Source organism: Arenibacter nanhaiticus (genome assembly GCF_900141935.1).
GTDB classification, from domain to species: Bacteria; Bacteroidota; Bacteroidia; order Flavobacteriales; family Flavobacteriaceae; genus Arenibacter; species Arenibacter nanhaiticus.
The window spans coordinates 1-17,980 of record NZ_FQYX01000023.1 but is presented as its reverse complement, the minus strand read 5'-3'; the positions used below and the strand labels follow the sequence as shown (position 1 = coordinate 17,980).

The 17,980-nt window shown below is 39.3% G+C and carries 14 protein-coding genes and 1 tRNA gene; 6 read left to right on the top strand and 9 right to left on the bottom strand.

What is annotated here, in order from left to right; translation table 11 throughout:
- Window positions 1-15: 15 nt before the first annotated feature.
- Complete coding sequence (locus tag BUA16_RS13145) at window positions 16-1,029, top strand: DUF6588 family protein (protein WP_072765220.1); 1,014 nt, start codon at window positions 16-18, stop codon at window positions 1,027-1,029.
- A 311-nt stretch (window positions 1,030-1,340) separates the two neighbouring features.
- On the opposite strand, the gene BUA16_RS18685 is transcribed toward BUA16_RS13145, so the two are convergent.
- Window positions 1,341-1,487, bottom strand: a complete 147-nt coding sequence (locus BUA16_RS18685; protein ID WP_178338882.1) for a hypothetical protein — start codon at window positions 1,485-1,487, stop codon at window positions 1,341-1,343.
- A 248-nt stretch (window positions 1,488-1,735) separates the two neighbouring features.
- On the opposite strand from BUA16_RS18685, the gene mdh reads away from it, so the two are divergent.
- The gene (gene mdh / locus BUA16_RS13140) at window positions 1,736-2,662 is read left to right on the top strand and encodes a malate dehydrogenase (RefSeq protein ID WP_072765219.1); all 927 of its coding nucleotides are present in this window, start codon (window positions 1,736-1,738) and stop codon (window positions 2,660-2,662) included.
- Window positions 2,663-2,825: 163 nt separating this feature from the next.
- Window positions 2,826-5,795 carry a protein translocase subunit SecDF gene (gene secDF / locus BUA16_RS13135; protein ID WP_072765218.1) on the top strand — a complete coding sequence of 990 codons (2,970 nt, stop codon included), beginning with the start codon at window positions 2,826-2,828 and terminating at the stop codon, window positions 5,793-5,795.
- 60 nt (window positions 5,796-5,855) lie between these two features.
- Here secDF and BUA16_RS13130 read toward each other — a convergent pair whose 3' ends face one another.
- The 6 genes from BUA16_RS13130 to folE all read right to left on the bottom strand — a co-directional run bounded on the left by BUA16_RS13130 (window position 5,856) and on the right by folE (window position 11,466).
- Window positions 5,856-7,097 carry an ATP-binding cassette domain-containing protein gene (locus tag BUA16_RS13130; protein WP_072765217.1) on the bottom strand — a complete coding sequence of 414 codons (1,242 nt, stop codon included), beginning with the start codon at window positions 7,095-7,097 and terminating at the stop codon, window positions 5,856-5,858.
- A 176-nt stretch (window positions 7,098-7,273) separates the two neighbouring features.
- Window positions 7,274-7,774, bottom strand: coding sequence for a DUF192 domain-containing protein (locus tag BUA16_RS13125; RefSeq protein ID WP_072765216.1), 501 nt, complete (start codon window positions 7,772-7,774; stop codon window positions 7,274-7,276).
- Window positions 7,775-7,883: 109 nt separating this feature from the next.
- Window positions 7,884-8,849 (bottom strand): prolipoprotein diacylglyceryl transferase, encoded by a 966-nt coding sequence (gene lgt, locus BUA16_RS13120; protein ID WP_072765215.1) that lies wholly within the window; start codon window positions 8,847-8,849, stop codon window positions 7,884-7,886.
- Between the two features lie 121 nt (window positions 8,850-8,970).
- Entirely contained in the window at window positions 8,971-9,192 is a 222-nt protein-coding gene (gene yidD, locus BUA16_RS13115; protein WP_072765214.1) for a membrane protein insertion efficiency factor YidD, read from the bottom strand.
- Window positions 9,193-9,288: 96 nt separating this feature from the next.
- Window positions 9,289-10,770 (bottom strand): cysteine--tRNA ligase, encoded by a 1,482-nt coding sequence (gene cysS, locus BUA16_RS13110; RefSeq protein WP_072765213.1) that lies wholly within the window; start codon window positions 10,768-10,770, stop codon window positions 9,289-9,291.
- Window positions 10,771-10,785: 15 nt separating this feature from the next.
- Window positions 10,786-11,466, bottom strand: coding sequence for a GTP cyclohydrolase I FolE (gene folE, locus BUA16_RS13105; RefSeq protein WP_072765259.1), 681 nt, complete (start codon window positions 11,464-11,466; stop codon window positions 10,786-10,788).
- A gap of 137 nt (window positions 11,467-11,603) precedes the next feature.
- On the opposite strand from folE, the gene BUA16_RS13100 reads away from it, so the two are divergent.
- Window positions 11,604-13,412: a T9SS type B sorting domain-containing protein gene (locus BUA16_RS13100; RefSeq protein ID WP_072765212.1), complete on the top strand. Its 1,809-nt coding sequence runs from the start codon at window positions 11,604-11,606 to the stop codon at window positions 13,410-13,412.
- Between the two features lie 100 nt (window positions 13,413-13,512).
- Here BUA16_RS13100 and BUA16_RS13095 read toward each other — a convergent pair whose 3' ends face one another.
- Together BUA16_RS13095 and BUA16_RS18415 are read right to left on the bottom strand one after the other, a co-directional pair.
- Window positions 13,513-15,018 carry an OmpP1/FadL family transporter gene (locus tag BUA16_RS13095; protein ID WP_072765211.1) on the bottom strand — a complete coding sequence of 502 codons (1,506 nt, stop codon included), beginning with the start codon at window positions 15,016-15,018 and terminating at the stop codon, window positions 13,513-13,515.
- A 44-nt stretch (window positions 15,019-15,062) separates the two neighbouring features.
- Window positions 15,063-16,244, bottom strand: a complete 1,182-nt coding sequence (locus tag BUA16_RS18415; protein ID WP_143150510.1) for a hypothetical protein — start codon at window positions 16,242-16,244, stop codon at window positions 15,063-15,065.
- A gap of 95 nt (window positions 16,245-16,339) precedes the next feature.
- On the opposite strand from BUA16_RS18415, the gene proS reads away from it, so the two are divergent.
- Window positions 16,340-17,815 carry a proline--tRNA ligase gene (gene proS / locus BUA16_RS13080; RefSeq protein WP_072765208.1) on the top strand — a complete coding sequence of 492 codons (1,476 nt, stop codon included), beginning with the start codon at window positions 16,340-16,342 and terminating at the stop codon, window positions 17,813-17,815.
- Between the two features lie 78 nt (window positions 17,816-17,893).
- A tRNA-Glu gene (locus BUA16_RS13075) sits at window positions 17,894-17,965 on the top strand.
- The last annotated feature ends 15 nt before the right edge of the window (window positions 17,966-17,980 follow it).

The window sequence follows — 17,980 nt, the reverse complement described above, 5'->3', positions numbered from 1 at the left end:
ATAAATAACCATTCTATGAAATATGTAATTGCTTTTGTTTTTTTAGTTTGTGGATCTGTAATGTATTCCCAGTCCAATATCAATGAGGTGTTTGCTGCCGGGATAGAGGATACGGAGAAATTTTCAAACAGTTATTTTTCGCCGGTTTCCGAAGCGGCTATCTATGGTCTCTCTAATGGGTGGTATAATTCGGCCCGGACGAAACCTTTAGGTGGATTCGAAATTTCGCTGATAGGGAACATGACCTCTTTTAAGAATAAGAGAGATAAAATGGAATTCAACCTGAATACGGCCGACTATGAAAACCTGAAATTTCAAGATGGAAGCACCTCTAAATTCGTATCTACCGCGTTGGGAGATATAGAGGGAATCGGAGTCTATGTAGAAGGCGAAGTGGTGCCGGGAGTTACCACAAGGGAAGAATTTGATTTGCCGACCGGAATCGCCTCTGAAGGGATACATTTTATCCCGACGGCCTTTTTGCAACTAAGTTTTGGGCTTGTTAAGGGAATGGAGATAAAGGCCAGATTTTTACCAAAAATAGACACCGAAGAGGTAGGTTTAGGCTTGTATGGTGCTGGATTGCAGTATGATTTTACTTCCCTTTTGCCGGCAGAGGATCTTTTTCCAGTGGCTATTTCCGGAGTTGTCGGGTATACGCATTTAGATGCAACCTATGATTTTACCAATTCTAGTATTGTAGATGGAGATGATCAAAGGGTAGAAATAGATATGAGCGTGTGGTCTTTTCAGGCAGTGGCCTCCACAAAGTTGAAAATAATTAATTTTTATGGTGGGCTAGGGTATATTTCCGGGAAGTCTAATACCGATGTCTTGGGAACCTATAGAGTTAGAACAGGGCCTTTTCAACAAACCTATGTTGATCCGTTTTCTATGAAAAAGGACGCCGATGGGATGAATGCTACCATTGGGGCCAAGTTGAAACTAGGCTTTTTTAGGCTAAATGTCGACTATGCCATCGCAGCCTTTAACAACCTGACCGTTGGTGTTAATTTTGGGTTTAGATAAATCTAACCCTATGGTAGCTTCATAAGAATGTAGCTATTCTTAAAATGAACTACAAGGTTCCGTTTTGGATTCAACGACTTAAAATCTTTTCGTTCCTGAAAAGCTTGGGTTTTTGAGTGCAAGACGGAATTTTTAGTTAAAAGTATCTTCGTGAAATAGGTGTCTTTATTGATTTTAAAGGCAATATCCCCAATTCTGGAACAAATTAAAATGAAAGGAGTGTAGTATTGGAGGTTTTTTTGAAAAATGGGAAGTAAATAGCCTTATTTAGGCTGTTTTGTTGAGGCGACAAGCCTAATGATCTTAATTTTCTATGGGGCGTATTTTAAAATCGCAGTGGCAGAATTTGTATTTTTAAAATGCACTTCAGTAACGATGTCACGGCTTTCTGCTGTTCTGGTATATTTACTCCCCAATAGAATAATCATAATGACTAAGAAACAATACAGTCTTTTCATATTGAAGCTGTTTTATGAATGGGTATTATATGTTTAACGTTTTAAAGCCAATGATTATTGTAAAAAACCGGCCAAAAGAATCATATTTTTATGGGGTATTCGGAAAAATGTCAGGAATAGCATTATAAAGTAGGTTTTTAGACCCTTTATTTAGGTTTTTTTTGTTTTTACTTTATTTAAAGTCATTATTGTTCTATCAAAAATCTGTATTTTTGGGAGATTAAAAATAATTTTAAACTAACATTATAATGAAAGTTACCGTAGTTGGAGCAGGTGCTGTAGGTGCAAGTTGCGCAGAATACATCGCTATAAAGAATTTTGCATCGGAAGTAGTAATATTGGATATTAAGGAAGGTTTTGCTGAAGGGAAGGCCATGGACTTAATGCAAACGGCTTCCTTGAATGGTTTTGATACCAAAATAACTGGAATTACTAATGACTATAGTAAAACAGCAGGAAGCGATATTGCGGTTATCACCTCTGGTATTCCACGTAAACCAGGTATGACTCGTGAAGAATTGATAGGGATAAATGCTGGGATCGTAAAAACAGTTGCTGCTAATTTATTGGAGCATTCGCCAAATGTGACCCTGATAGTTGTAAGTAATCCTATGGATACTATGACCTATTTGGTACATAAAACTACAGGTTTGCCTAAAAATAGAATTATAGGAATGGGTGGAGCTTTGGATAGTGCCCGTTTTAAATACAGGTTGGCAGAGGCTCTGGAAGCCCCTATATCAGATGTAGACGGTATGGTTATCGGAGGTCACAGCGATACAGGGATGGTGCCTTTAACGGCTCATGCTACTAGAAATAGTATTAAGGTGTCCGAATTCTTGTCAGAAGAAAGATTGTCTCAAGTAGCAGAAGACACTAAAGTAGGAGGAGCTACTCTTACTAAGTTGTTGGGTACAAGTGCATGGTATGCGCCAGGTGCAGCCGTGTCTTCACTGGTACAAGCTATTGCTTGCGATCAGCAAAAAATGTTCCCTTGCTCTGTATTGTTGGAAGGAGAATACGGGTTGAATGATATTTGTATCGGTGTTCCTGTAATTTTGGGGAAAAATGGCATCGAGAAAATTGTCAAAATCGAATTGACCGAAGATGAGAAAAACAAAATGCAGCAGAGTGCAGAAGGAGTAAGAAAAACGAATGCTCTTTTGGAATTATAAGCTTTAAAGAGATTGAAATTTAAGGCATCCGTCACCATAGCCACTGATGAAAATCAGCTTGGGACGGGTGCCTTGGTTTTGAAAAAATATAATTGTTAGTTCCTTAGGGAAATAATATATTTGCACGCTATTCACGAAAACCATTTATAAATTAATATAACCAATGCAGAATAAAGGACTTATAAAGCTTTTTGCTTTCTTGTTTGGGTTAGTCAGTATTTATCAGCTATCCTACACTTTTATTACGAATAAGGTTGAAAAGGAAGCCACTGTCTTTGCTACCAACAATATTCCAGAATCAGAAGAAAATTATATCGAAAAAAGAGAGGCCTTGGAAGCCAGGTATTTGGATTCCATAGGAAATAACTCTATTCTAGGATATACCACTTATCACGAAGCTAAAAAGAAGGAACTTAATAAAGGACTCGATTTAAAAGGTGGTATCAACGTAACCCTACAGATATCTGTAAAGGATATTTTAAAAGGTTTGGCCGGAAATACCAAAAATGCTGTCTTCAATAAAGCTTTGGCCGATGCAGATATAGCTTCCAAAAGTAGTGATGCTACTTATATTGATCTATTTTTTGAAGCCTTTGATAAAATTAAAGGGGACACTAAATTAGCTTCTCCAGACATTTTCGCCAATAAAGGCTTAAGTGATGTTATTAACTTCCAAATGACCGATGAGCAGGTGAAGCCTATCTTGAAAACCAAGATAGACCAATCTATTGTTTCTGCTTTCGAAGTATTGCGTGAGCGTATCGATGGCTTTGGAGTTACACAGCCGAACATCCAGAGAGAAGGAAATTCTGGGCGTATCCTAGTAGAATTGCCAGGAGCCAGAGATATCGCAAGGGCACAAGACTTGTTATCGAGTACTGCACAATTAGAGTTTTGGGAAACTTATAAACAAAGCAACCCAAGTCTAGGTGCTTTTTTACAGGCGGCTAACGAGAAATTAAAAACGATCGTTCAAGTAGAGAAACCAGCGGTTAAGGCTAAACCAGAATCTGAATTGGATTCTTTATTATCGGATGTCTCTCAGGATTCATTGGATTTCTCACAAGAGGCTAACCCTTTGTTTAGCTTGCTTCTACCTACAAATCCTAACGGAAATGCATTGGTAAGCGCTGCTGTTAAAGATACTGCTAAAATTGGCGAGTACCTTAGAATGAAAGAAATTCGTCGTTTGATCCCTGCTGATATCCAATTTGTGAAATTCGTTTGGGAACGTCCAAGTGAAGGGGCAGAGATCGTAGACCTATATGCATTAAAATCTAATAGAGACAATACTCCTAGAATTAGTGGTGATGTTGTTTCTGATGCTACTGATACTTTTGACCAGTTTAATAAGCCTGCGGTTTCTATGACCATGAATACAAAAGGGGCCAAAGAATGGGAAAAATTAACAGGAGATGCTTTTAACAACCAAACTGGTATTGCTATTGTTTTAGATAATAAGGTGTATACCGCACCGGGAGTTTCTTCAGGGCCAATTTCAGGAGGACGTTCCGAGATAACCGGGAACTTTACTATTAACGAAACAAAAGATATCTCCAATGTTTTAAGAGCTGGTAAGTTACCTGCCTCAGCAGATATTATTCAATCAGAGATTGTAGGACCATCATTGGGACAAGAAGCCATCGATAGTGGTTTTAATTCCTTTATGATTGCTATGTTGATTGTTTTGGTATGGATGGTGTTTTATTACGGGAAGGCTGGTATTGCTGCTGATATTGCCTTGTTGTTGAATATCCTTTTAATATTCGGGGTATTGGTGAGCTTAAATGCTGTGTTGACATTGCCAGGAATTGCTGGTATTGTTTTAACTATTGGTATGTCGGTAGATGCTAACGTACTTATCTTTGAACGTATTAAAGAAGAATTGGCGAAAGGTAAAGGACAAAGCCAAGCGATAGCCGACGGTTTTGGAAACGCTCTTTCTTCAATTATGGATGCTAACATCACAACAGGTCTTACTGCATTAATATTATTTGTATTTGGATCTGGACCAATAAAAGGATTTGCTACTACCTTACTTATAGGTATTGTAACTTCGTTGTTTACCGCTATTTTCATTACTAGGCTGATCGTAGATTGGTATGTTTCTGGTAAGGGGAAAAGTTTGGACTTCTCTACAAACATCACTAAAAGTTTGTTTAAGAACATCAATATTAACTTCCTAGGAAAAAGAAAGATCGCTTATATCGTTTCTTCTATTTTTGTGACCATCGGTTTGTTCTCCTTGTTTTTTGGGCCAGGGTTACAGCAAGGGGTCGATTTTGTTGGGGGACGTTCTTACACGATTCGATTTGAAAAGGTGGTGAGTCCTTCTGAAATAGCTTCGGAATTGAATACTGTATTTGGTAGTGGTACCAATGTGAAAACATTTGGTGATGCAAATCAAATTAAAATTACGACACCTTATAAGGTAGATGTAGAAGGGATTGAAGTAGATAATGAAATTCAAGAGAAGTTATACACTTCCTTACAAAAGTATTTGCCAGACGGTACTACTTTTGACGAATTTACAGTTGGAAGCACTGGGAAATCTGTAGGTATCATGCAATCTATAAAAGTTGGTCCAACCATTGCAGATGATATTAAAAAGAATGCCTTCTTAGCGATTTTCGGTTCGCTAGCGGTAGTGTTCTTATATATCCTTCTTAGATTCCGTAAATGGCAGTTCTCTTTAGGAGCTGTGGTAGCTGTATTCCACGATATTTTGATCGTATTGGGGGTATTCTCTGTGTTAGGTAAGTTAATGCCTTTTAACATGGAGATAGATCAGGCATTTATTGCTGCAATATTGACGGTGATCGGTTATTCCCTGAACGATACAGTGGTAGTATTTGACCGTATTAGGGAAATCATTGCTGAGAAAGGTTGGAGTGCTGGTCAAAATACCAACTTGGCAATTAATAGTACTTTGAGTAGGACCTTAAACACCTCTATGACTACCTTGGTAGTATTATTGGCAATTTTCATCTTCGGAGGTGAATCGCTAAGAGGATTTATGTTTGCTATGATTATTGGTGTTATTGTAGGTACCTATTCTTCTATTTTCATCGCAACTCCTGTGATGTTCGATACCTTGAAAAAGAAGGTTCAAGAAGGAGAAAAAGTAGAATAATTAAGATTACATTATAATGTTATATGAAAAGAGCCGCTGATTAGCGGCTCTTTTTTTTTCTTACAGTATTTCTCCTATTGATCCCTGAGGGGTCATGCTGAGCTGGTAGAAGTGATGCGGTAATAGACCGGGTTCTTTTCTGTGCGATACAAAGATGATGGCTGTTTGGCTCTCTTGGGCAATCTTATTGACCAAGGAAACGAACAAGGCAGCACTGCGATCGTCCAATCCGGCTGTTGGTTCATCCAATATCAGTAAAGGAGGATGTTTAATCATGGCCCTTGCTGCCATGATCAGCCGTTGTTGTCCTAGGGTGAGTTCGCAAAAATTTACGTTCCTAAGCTCCCACATACCCAATAGTTGCAACCACTGTTTTGCTAGGTTTAACTGATTCTCCGTGGGGTGCAAATAAAGCCCTATAGAGTCGTTTAAACCAGAGATAAGCATATTCCGTGCAGCATGTAGGCCCGAAAACTTATCGGTCATTGCTGGGGTGTAATACCCTATATTTTCCTTTATTTCCCAGACGCTTTCTCCGCTGCCCTTTTTTCTGCCAAAGAGATAAAGCGCTTGTCCGTATCCTTTGTGGTTATCTCCTGTGATCATGGAAAGTAGTGTCGATTTTCCACTGCCGTTCTTTCCGATAAGTTGCCAAAACTCACCTTTCTTGATGGTCCAATTAATAGCGTTTAGTATAGGTTTGTTGCTATAGGTTACAGAAATATTTCTGCAGTCTATTAAGGTCTCTGTTGGGAAATCTTTACTGTGTAAAGGAGGTGGAATCTTAGCCGAAAAAAAGGAATCCGCCAAAACTTGTCCCTCGGCCGTATCCTTCTCGTTGTAGGGAATAATAGTCCTGTCCTTTAAGCGTACCGTAGAAGTAGTAAACGAAAATGCATCACTCCTACGGCTGACCAATTGTATGGTAGATATTTTATGCTGTTGCTGTGCTAGACCGTCTTTTAAGGCTATTAGGGAATCAGTATCGAGATTGTCAAAGGGGTTGTCGAGGATTAAAAAATCTGGAGTTTTATTGATCAGGTATTGTAGTAAGGCTTTTTTCTGTTCGCCACTTGACATGGTCTGTAGCGATTGTTTGCCTGTATGATCTATAAGAATAGTGTCGTGCCTATCTTCCTCGTCCATATACCGATCTATGACAGTTTTGGAGAATAAAAGACCCTTTTGATCGGCAAGAACTTCAAAGCCCACAGGTAAATTACCTGATAAAATACGATGTATAAAATGAGATTTTTTAGAGCAGTTATCCGTGAAAACAGCCCAATGTTTTTTTTGCTCCATATGCAGTTGTTTCAATAAGTATTCAATACTGAAAGAAAGCTAATTTACTAATCTTAGCCGAGGCTAAAAAAAAAAGTATGACGGCAAAAGTTGGGTTCTCTGGAGACTGTGTTTTTTAATGCGAATAAGCGCAATATTCTAGGTTGCAAAGCTGCTAAATAACAACTTTTTTTGTGTTAATTTCGTTGAAATTGCACAAGATCTCCAACCTCAAGATTAAGAGAATCTGCTATTCCAGCATTAATTTCAAAAACATATTTCGCAGGTACTGTAGAGGTCAAACCGGCTTCATCAAAGGGATTGGCGTTTTTTTGGAAACTTACGATATGCATGTTCTCATCTATGAAAATAATGTCCAATGGGATTTCGGTATTTTTCATATAAAAGGAGCGCATTGCAACATCTTCAAATATAAACAACATGCCTTGGGTATCTTCCATCGAACTGCGATACATGAGTCCAGTTTGTGTCTCGTATTCACTTTCGGAGATTTCTATATCGAACTTGATGTAGGCTGTTTCGGTACCTTTTTTTAGAATACTAAGTTCACCGTCCTTGGTAAAAGTTATGGGCGCCCGCTCAACGATATTTTTGGGTTGCTCCTTGCAAGAATGAAGAGAAAAGAATATGCAAAAAATAGCGGTAAAGAAACCAGCTTTTAATTTAAAAGTAGTCATCAGCGATTATTTTGTTTACGAGCAACAGCTTGTTTAAATTAAAAGGCAGTACAACAGCTTATCAAAAAAATAAATTGTTGTTCTACCTTATAGATATCGTAAAGGAAAATTATATGGTATTTCCTTCTCTTTTTCTAAACATAAAAAATAGGCCAATGAGAATAAAAGGAATGCTTAACCATTGGCCGGTTGCCAATAATCCCAAGGATTCCTCAAATCCGCCTTGGCTTTTCTTTACAAATTCTACAAAAAAGCGAACGGTCCAAAGCAATACTAGGAATAGGCCAAATAAATAGCCTGGCTTGTTTATTTTGTCGGTCTTCCAGTATAGGTAGTACAAAAGGGCGAATATAAATATATAGCATATTCCTTCATATAGTTGTGCAGGATGTCTGTATGGAATGGCTTCTAGGTATTCAGAAAACCGAGGGTCTTTTTCAATAAGGTCGTAGGCGGCATTCACCGTTTTTTGCTTTGTAACCGCCAAGGCTTGTGCAGGATGTAAATCATCGGAATCGCGTACAAATCGCGTAGCAAATAGAAATGATTTATCTACTATTTTTCCGTTGATTTCCGAATTGAAGAAGTTTCCTAAACGCACACAAAAGGCCCCTATGGAAACAGGAACAACAATTCGGTCCAAAATCCATAACATATTGAATTCAGGAAATTTTCTAGTGTAGAGGTACATGCCTATGATGATTCCTATAGCGGCACCATGGCTGGCCAATCCGGTAAAACCGGTGAATTCGTAGCCCGGAAAAAGGCCAAAGAGCCTGCTATCCGCACTTTCTCTAATAGGAAGTAATATTTCTGCTATGTGGTTTTGATAATAGGGCCAATCGTAAAAAAAGACATGTCCCAAACGTGCGCCCAACATGGTGGCTAAAACAGTGTATATGAATAAAGAATCTAACTGTTCGAGAGATTTTTTTTCCTTCAGGAAGATTTTCTTCATAATATACCAGCCAAGGGCAAAGGCAATGATCCAAAGAAGGTTGTAATATTTTATTTGTATAAACCCAATATTAAAAAGGGTATCGGCAGGGTTCCAGGTAAAGCCTAAAAAATACATTTGCAATTAATTTTAAGGGACTAAGATAAGTAATTAGTAACAAGAAATAAGGATTAGGAATTATGAATTAATGGATAATTCCTAAAGAGAATAAAGAAAATAGACTTTTGGGCCTTTCTAGTTAGGGTACCGGATCAAAACCGCTACCGCCCCATGGATGGCAGCTAAAGATTCTTTTGATGGCTAACCAGCCGCCTTTAAAAAGTCCGTGTTTTTTAAGCGCTTCCAAGGTGTAATGGGAGCATGTGGGCGAATAACGACAACTAGCGGGAGTTAGGGGCGAGATTAAGATTTGGTACAGTTTTACCAAAAGTAAAAATGGGGCAATAAGTATTTTCTTCATCAATATTTAGGTTGTTTTGGTAGCCTGCTATTAATGTCGGTATTCCGTGCTGCTATAGGCCATTGTTACAATGGATGTAAAAAAGTAGAAGCTTGGTTAAGAAAAACTAAAAGTAGTACCGTCTTTACCGTCCTTTAATTGGATACCCATAGTTTCTAGCTGTTCCCGTATTTTATCAGATGTGGCAAAATCTTTATTGGCCCGAGCATCGTTTCTTAATTGAATTAAAAGACCGATGACATCAGATAGTTTGTCGCTGTCCAAGGCAGTAGCATTTTTGTTTTCTAACCCTAGGATGTCAAAAATAAAATCGTGCATCGCCCCCTTTAATACTTCTAGATCCTTTTCGGTAATACTTTCCTTAGATTCTTTTATGAGGTTGATGTGCTTTACGGCTTCAAATAAATGGGCGATTAAAATCGGGGTGTTAAAATCGTCGTTCATGGCGTCATAACACTTTTGTTTCCATGCGGCAACATCAAAACTACTAACAGTAGCAGTAGGAAGTTTGGCTAAATTCTCCCATGCTTCCATTAATTTATGGAATCCTTTTTCTGAAGCTAATAGCGCTTCGTCACTTAAATCCAAAATGCTATTGTAATGGGCCTGCATCATAAAGAAGCGTACCGCGGATGGAGAATAGGCCTTGCTGAGAATTTCATTCTCACCAGTAAAAATCTCATGTGGCAATATATTGTTGCCCGTAGATTTAGCCATCTTTTTGCCGTTCAGGGTAAGCATATTGGCGTGCATCCAATAATTAACTGGGGCATGCCCGTTGCAAGCCTCTGCCTGGGCGATTTCACATTCGTGATGCGGGAATTTTAAGTCCATCCCGCCACCGTGAATATCAAAAGTTTCTCCCAGGTACTTGGTGCTCATGGCGGTGCACTCTAAGTGCCAGCCCGGAAAGCCATCGCCCCAAGGAGAAGGCCAACGCATAATGTGTTGGGGTTCGGCTTTTTTCCATAAAGCGAAATCCTGAGGATTTCTTTTCTCGTCCTGAGCAGCTAATTCGCGGGTGTTAGAGATCATATCTTCTAATTTCCTGCCGCTCAGCTTTCCGTATTCGTTGGTTTTATTGAACTTTTCAACGTCAAAATATACGGAACCATTGATTTCATACGCCAAGCCTTTGTTAAGGATGGTTTTTATGATTTCGATTTGCTCAATAATATGGCCGGTCGCCGTAGGCTCTATGCTTGGAGGTAAAAAATTAAATTTTTCTAAAATGGTATGAAAATCCAAGGTGTAGCGCTGTACTACTTCCATGGGTTCCAATTGCTCCAAGCGTGCTTTTTTAGCAATTTTATCCTCACCGGTTTCGGCATCGTTCTCCAAATGACCGGCATCGGTAATATTTCTTACATAACGTACCTTATAGCCCAAATGCTTAAAATACCGGAAAATCATATCGAATGACATAAAGGTACGGCAGTTGCCAAGGTGTACATTGCTGTAAACCGTTGGTCCGCAAACATACATGCCGATATGACCTTCGTTTAAAGGTTTAAAATCTTCTTTTTTTCCAGATAAGGAGTTATAAACTTTTAAATGTTGATTTTGGTACAAATGCATTTTAAGCTAAAAGAATTAAAATTTGGTGTCTATGTTTATGTAGTCTAAAAATTCGCGTCTTACCGCTTCATCTTTAAATTTCCCTCCGTATTCAGCCGTTACCGTGCTACTTTCGATATCTCTGATACCTCTAGAGTTCACACATAAATGCTTGGCGTCTATTACACAGGCAACATCTTCTGTTCCTAATACCTTTTGGAGCTCCCTTACAATCTGTATGTTAAGACGCTCTTGTACCTGTGGTCTTTTGGCGAAATAATCTACGATCCTGTTCATTTTCGATAAGCCTACAACAGTCCCTTTAGAGATATACGCAACGTGTGCCTTACCAACTATCGGTAACAGGTGATGTTCACAAGTAGAGTATAAGGTGATGTTTTTCTCTACCAACATTTCACCGTACTTATACTTATTACTAAAAGTAGATGATTTTGGTTTACGCCTAGGGTTTAATCCACCGAATATTTCGCTTACGAACATTTTAGCCACTCTATTCGGAGTGCCTTTTAAACTGTCGTCCTCTAAGTCGAGCCCTAGGGTAAGCATAATTTCGTTTACGTTCCCTTGTATTTTTGCAATTTTCTCTTCATCACTAAGGACAAATGCGTCCTTTCGTAAAGGAGTGTCTTCAGCGGCCGATACGTGATCGTCTCCTAATTCTTCAAATTGCTTTTCCAATGCGTTGTCGATTTTCATTAAAATATGGCTTTTTAAGGCTGCAAAGATATACATTATATGCCACTTTATAACACGATTAGGTGCTTACACAACATAAATTAGTGTTAAGTACAACAGCTGGCTATTTTTATAAGACACAAATTTTGCATGGGTTCATGAGGAAGCTAGTTTATCTATTTATATTGATGTGTATTGTGAGCACAGGCAATGCCTGGGCACAAGTTTCTTCCGATTGTGCCAACGCTGTGCCAATCTGTAATAATACCCCCGTAAATGGGGGAACTGATGGTTATGGGGCAGACGATTTTAAAGAGGTGCAAACTTCTGGTTGTTTAGAGAAAACCCTCTCTGGGGCTATTGAGTCTAATTCGGCTTGGTACAGATTTAAAACAGGGGCTCCTGGTCAGTTGGGGTTCAATATCGGTATAGATCCTGAAGAAGATTGGGATTTTGCCCTGTACAAGGCAAGTGATTGCGGTGAACTAGGGGATCCTATTCGTTGTAATTTTTACGACAATAAGGAGCAGAATACCTATATAGGGGTAGGGGAAGATCCTAGCGCGGTTACAAATAATGTGCAATATGAACAATGGTTAGAAGTAGAGGCTGGGGAAGACTATTACCTGATGGTAAATAATTTTAGTAATGTCAATTCTGGTTTTTCTATACAATTCTCTGGTAACGTATTTGTTACCAACCCATATGATGCCTTGGATTGTTCAATTATCAATAACCTTTTGGGGCCACCAATAGCATCCTGTGATACCGAAACAATAAGCTTGGACGCAGCAACGGACGATGCCCTAAAATATTCTTGGTATAAGGATATAGGTAATGGGTTTACGGTACTTCCGGGAGAAATTGAGGAAACTCTGAAAGTTGTCGAAGCCGCTATGTATAGGGTGGTGGTAGAGACTAAAAGCCAAAACGATATTATTAGTGATGTACAGGTAGCCTTTACAAAGGCACCAAAATCTTTTGGGGTAAGTGACGAGTATTTTTGCTTTGGTGAGATAGATGCCTATAACTTGTCGGAAAAGGATGCCCGAGTTTTGGGAGACCAATCTTCGGATGAGGTTGTCGTGACATATCACGGTACACCTTCAGACGCTTTTTATGGTACAAATCCATTGTCCAAAAGTTTTCCGCTGAGCGTTGGCGAACATCAAATTTTTATCAGGACTACCGCAGTAGAAAATTCTAAGTGCTTTGATGTGTCCGAAGAATTTTCTATAACAGTATATGAGCCATTGGTAAAAGATTTTCCTTTGATGGTCTATTTGTGCGAAGACAATACCAATGTGATCATTGGTGATGTGTCTCCGGATCCTAGGTATTACTATCAATGGGATTCTGGCGAAACATCCTCAAGTATCAGCGTGGCTCAAGGTGGTACGTATACGCTTTCTATTTTTGATGGGGAAAGTGATGGTGTTTGTGAAAACACCTTTGAAATACAAGTGGTCGCTTCTAAAACACCTCGTATAAAAAATATAAAGATAAGTGAACTACAAGATAATAATAGCATAACTATAGTGCCTATTGGGGAAGGGGAATTTGAATTTAAACTAAATAACGGGCCATACCAGGCAGAACAAGTATTTGATAATGTTTCACCAGGCTTGCATAGGGTAACCGTAAACGACCCTAGAGGCTGTGGGTCGGTTACAGAAACTATTGTGGTCGTTGGGTATTCTAAGTTTTTTACACCCAATGGAGATGGGGTAAATGATCTATGGCATATCAGTGGGGTCTCTAGTTTAAAAGATCCTGTGGTTTTTATATACGATCGGTATGGGAAATTAATCAAACAATTGACGAAAAATAGTATTGGGTGGAATGGCACTTTAGATGGGCATGTGTTGCCGGCTACAGATTATTGGTTTAAGTTAAGTTATCTAGATACCAATGGTCAGCGGTCATATGCTAAATATATCAATAGTCATTTCTCATTAAAACGATAGTCTTGGAATTAAAAGCTATTTGTTCAGGGCGTATGTATTAAATATAGGATATAAAAAAGACGGGCATATCCCCGTCTTTTTTAACTGTAAATAGTTTTTTTTAGAAGTTTAAGATGTAGCTTAAACCAAGAACAGTATTTTTGGAGCTAATAGTAGCCGGTTTTGTTAAGCCAACATCGTATAATTGTTTGTTTCTATCTTGGGTAGCATAACTGTAAGCTAGGTCTAGTTTGCTGCCGCCAAAATCATATCCTATCCCTAAAGAGTAGCCCTTTAAATCGCCTATGGCAGCTCCATTGTCGTAGGGGCTTTCTTCAAACCTGTATCCTGCCCTAAGACTAAAAGCTTCTATGCGGTACTCTCCACCTAATCTAACAGTAGATACGGCCCCTAGTTGGGTAGCCATAAAAGCATTTTCTGAAGCAAAGCTAGGATCCGAAGTGGGTCTTAATTCTGCTTTTGACATGTCTTGATACCCGTAATCAAAACTTAACAGCCCTTGTCTTCCAAAAATAACGGCCATGCTAGCGGTGAGTTTCTCGGGAGTTTTAATGGTGTATTTGTCAAAAACATTAACCACATTAAAATTGATAAAGCCTATATCGTCATCGGCCAGGTCAGAATTTATTCGCTGAGATGTCTCATCCGACAAACGATACCAGGTTGGGGACTGATAGCTTCCTCCGACCCTGATAAATTGGTTTAGTTTTGCTATGGCACCCATGCTAAAAGAAAAGCCCGTTCCTGTAGTCTTTAAGCGATTTTCAAAACTAGTGTTCTTTATAGGTGAATCTAAGTCGTATCCACTTTCAGTGAATTTGGTCAGTTTGTCATAGAGTACGTTATGTATATTTATAGCGGCCCCAATAGAAAGGTTGTCATTGTACTGTGATGCTAGGTTTGCTGTAAATTTTCCGTTGTGTCCTAGGGTGTTTTCTGAATACTTTTGGTTAACACTGCTGTATTTGGCGTTAGATACATAGCTTGTGTTATTGTCGTTTGTTTCGTCCATCGGGTCTATTAAACCGCCATAATACCCCAAAAAAGCTTGTTGGTCTATAAAGCCTAACTGAGCCCCGATATCTAAGTAAGCTTCTTCTATGAATTCATCATCTTGTATTAATAATGGGCCAAAAGGAACGCCATTAGCATTCGCTAAAAAATAGTTGTCAATACCTTGATTGCTGAGTCCTGCAATAAAAATTTCCCCATCAAAATTATTGGCCAGATCATAATTAAAGGCCAAGGATACTTTTTTCCAATTAGGATTTTTGGTGTTTTTAAAAACGAGCACTCCTCCAACCTGATTGATTTCAAAGGCATTATTGGAAGCAAAAGTATTTCCGTTAAAATAGGAGGCGTTAATTTTAGTATTGGCGTTAGAGGCTGTTAGGGAAAACTGGCTATTGTTAAAGACTGCGCTACCGGCCGGATTAACGTTTAGGGATGATAAATCTCCCCCGAGGGCTCCAAAGGCACCACTTAGGCCTTGATAACGCGCTGTACCTTGTAAATTTTCGCCGCTATAGCGAAGCACATCGTTAATGTTTTGTCCGCTTACTATAGTACATGCCAATAATATAAAGAAGGTTATATTTCTTTTCATCGGTTTAGTTTTAATATGTTTTACTGGGTTTATTTGGCCTGCTTTTATCTTCCTCCACCTCTTCTGCTTGAAGATCTAGAAGAAGAACTTCGTGTGTTTCCGCTAGAACTTCTAGAACTACTAGAACTTCTTACGGTTCCGCTAGAGGATCTTGAAGGGCTGCTTGAGCTTCTTATAGTGCTGCTCGAAGGTTTGGAAGTGCTACGAGAACTTCGGTATGTAGAACGGCTAGGGCTAGTGCTCCTAGAGCTACTTCTGTAGGTTCTATTTGCCGGAGCAGTACTTTTATAGGTGCTGTTGTTTCTGGAAGAGGAGTTGTATCTAGGGGTGGCCCTAGTACTTCTACTGGTTCTATAGGATTGATTTCTAACCTTTGCATCTACGCCAATGGCTCTTCTGGTTGTCGTTTGCGATCTATATCGGCTATTGTTGGTAGAGATATTGCTTCTGTTGTTCGAAGAGCGTGTGTTGCTCCTTAACCTGGTAGCATCGTTGGTTCTTGCGTTAGTAAGATTAGATCTTCCTCTTAGGTTGTTACTAGAGCTAATTGCGTTAGTTCTGTAGTAGCCTCTTCTGCTATTGTTATAGGAATAGGCGTTGTTGTAATATTTAGGATAGTATCTGTGCGAATAGTAAGGGTAGTGGTAGTATGGGCGATAGTAGTGGTGTCCCCATCCGTATCCGTAACCAGACCAGCCCCAATTATTGTAGCCATACCCATAATAGTTCCATGACCAAGGGCTGTAATAACCACCCCAGTACCCAGCATAAAATCCCCAAGGACGGCCCCAACTATTGTAGTAGCCTCCCCATCCGTAATTGTCGTAAATGTTGATGTTAACACTGGTAGGGTTGTCGCCCCAAGCACCATACCCGTTATAGGTATTGTTGGAATAGGTCGATTCCGAATTTTCATCCATACCCTCGTTCATGTTGTTTCCGTAATAACCATCGACATCGGTAAAGACTTCTTCGGCAAGAATGTTGTCGTATTCATTAGCTTTTTGACCAAAGTATTCACCAAAAGTATTCTCCTCTTGAGAAACTTGTTGCGGTCTAGATTCTCGTACGATGGTGACTTGCTGCTCCAAACCATCACCATAAATGCCGTCATTGTCATAATATGATGCCTGCTGGTAAGATCCACAAGAAGTCAATAATATACCAAGAACCATAACTGTGGCAGTTAAATATGTTCTTCCGGGAAGTAGAGAATGTGTCATCATCGTAAATTTTATTGTTGAACATGGTAAAAATAGTTAGTTTTACCAAACTATTTTCTAAAATATAAAGTCGCAAGTTTTGTGCCAAACTACAAGTAATGAGTAAAAAGTTAACGAAAAGGGCAGAGGATTATTCCAAATGGTATAATGAACTCGTGGTAAAGGCGGATTTAGCTGAGAATTCGGGAGTTAGGGGTTGTATGGTAATTAAACCTTATGGGTTTGCTATATGGGAAAAAATGCAAGCCGCCTTGGATAAAAGGTTCAAGGAAACCGGACATGAAAATGCGTATTTTCCCCTGTTTATCCCCAAGTCTTATTTAAGCAAAGAGGCAACCCATGTAGAGGGTTTTGCCAAAGAATGTGCCGTTGTAACGCATTATAGATTAAAAAATGCCGAGGATGGTAGCGGTATAATTGTAGATCCTGAAGCAAAATTGGAAGAGGAGCTTATTGTTAGGCCAACTTCTGAAACCATTATATGGGATACCTATAGAAGGTGGATACAGTCTTATAGGGATTTGCCATTGCTAATAAACCAATGGGCCAATGTAGTGCGATGGGAATTGCGTACGCGATTATTTTTAAGGACCGCAGAATTCTTATGGCAAGAAGGGCATACTGCCCATGCCACGGAAAAAGAGGCCATAGCAGAGGCGGAACAGATGGTAGATGTCTATGCCGAATTTGCAGAAACCCATATGGCTATGCCAGTAATAAAAGGGGTTAAAACGGCTAGTGAGCGTTTTGCAGGAGCTTTGGAAACCTATTGTATTGAAGCTTTGATGCAGGACGGAAAGGCATTGCAGGCCGGTACTTCGCATTTCTTGGGACAAAACTTTGCCAAGGCCTTTGATGTGAAATTTGCGAACAAAGAAGGAAAACAGGAACATGTCTGGGCAACCTCTTGGGGAGTGTCTACACGCTTAATGGGAGCCTTGATCATGACCCATAGTGATGATAATGGTCTGGTGTTGCCGCCTATGTTGGCGCCAATACAAGTGGTTATTGTTCCTATATATAAAGGAGACGATCAATTAGATGCTATTTCGGAGAAAGTAAATCCTTTGGTGAAAGAACTTCGTGCCAAGGGAATTTCTGTGAAATACGACAATAGGGATACTCATAAGCCCGGATTTAAGTTTAATGAATACGAACTTAAAGGGGTTCCTGTTCGTTTGGCTATTGGTCAGCGCGATCTGGAAAACGGAACTTATGAGGTGGCCAGAAGGGATACCTTGACTAAAGAAACGGTAAATGCCGATGAGGTGGTTGCCAAAATAGAGTTCTTATTAGAGGATATTCAAAAATCTATTTATAAGAAAGCATATGACTTTAGGGAAAACAATATTACTGAAGTAAATTCTTATGATGAGTTTAAAACGGTGCTCGAAACTAAGCCAGGTTTTATCTCGGCGCATTGGGATGGTACCGAAGAGACCGAAGAGCTTATAAAAGAGGAGACTAAAGCAACTATCCGTTGCATTCCTTTGGAGGCAAAAGAAGAGGCCGGAAGCTGTATGGTTACTGGAAAACCATCGGCAAAAAGGGTACTGTTTGCGAAGGCTTATTAATTTTTTTCAAAAAAATCGAATAAGACTTGCTGCAGTAAAAATTAGTTGTATATTTGCATCCGCAATTAAGCAATTAATGGTCCGTTCGTCTAGGGGTTAGGACGCCAGGTTTTCATCCTGGTAACAGGGGTTCGATTCCCCTACGGACTACAAAAGAAGTAATTT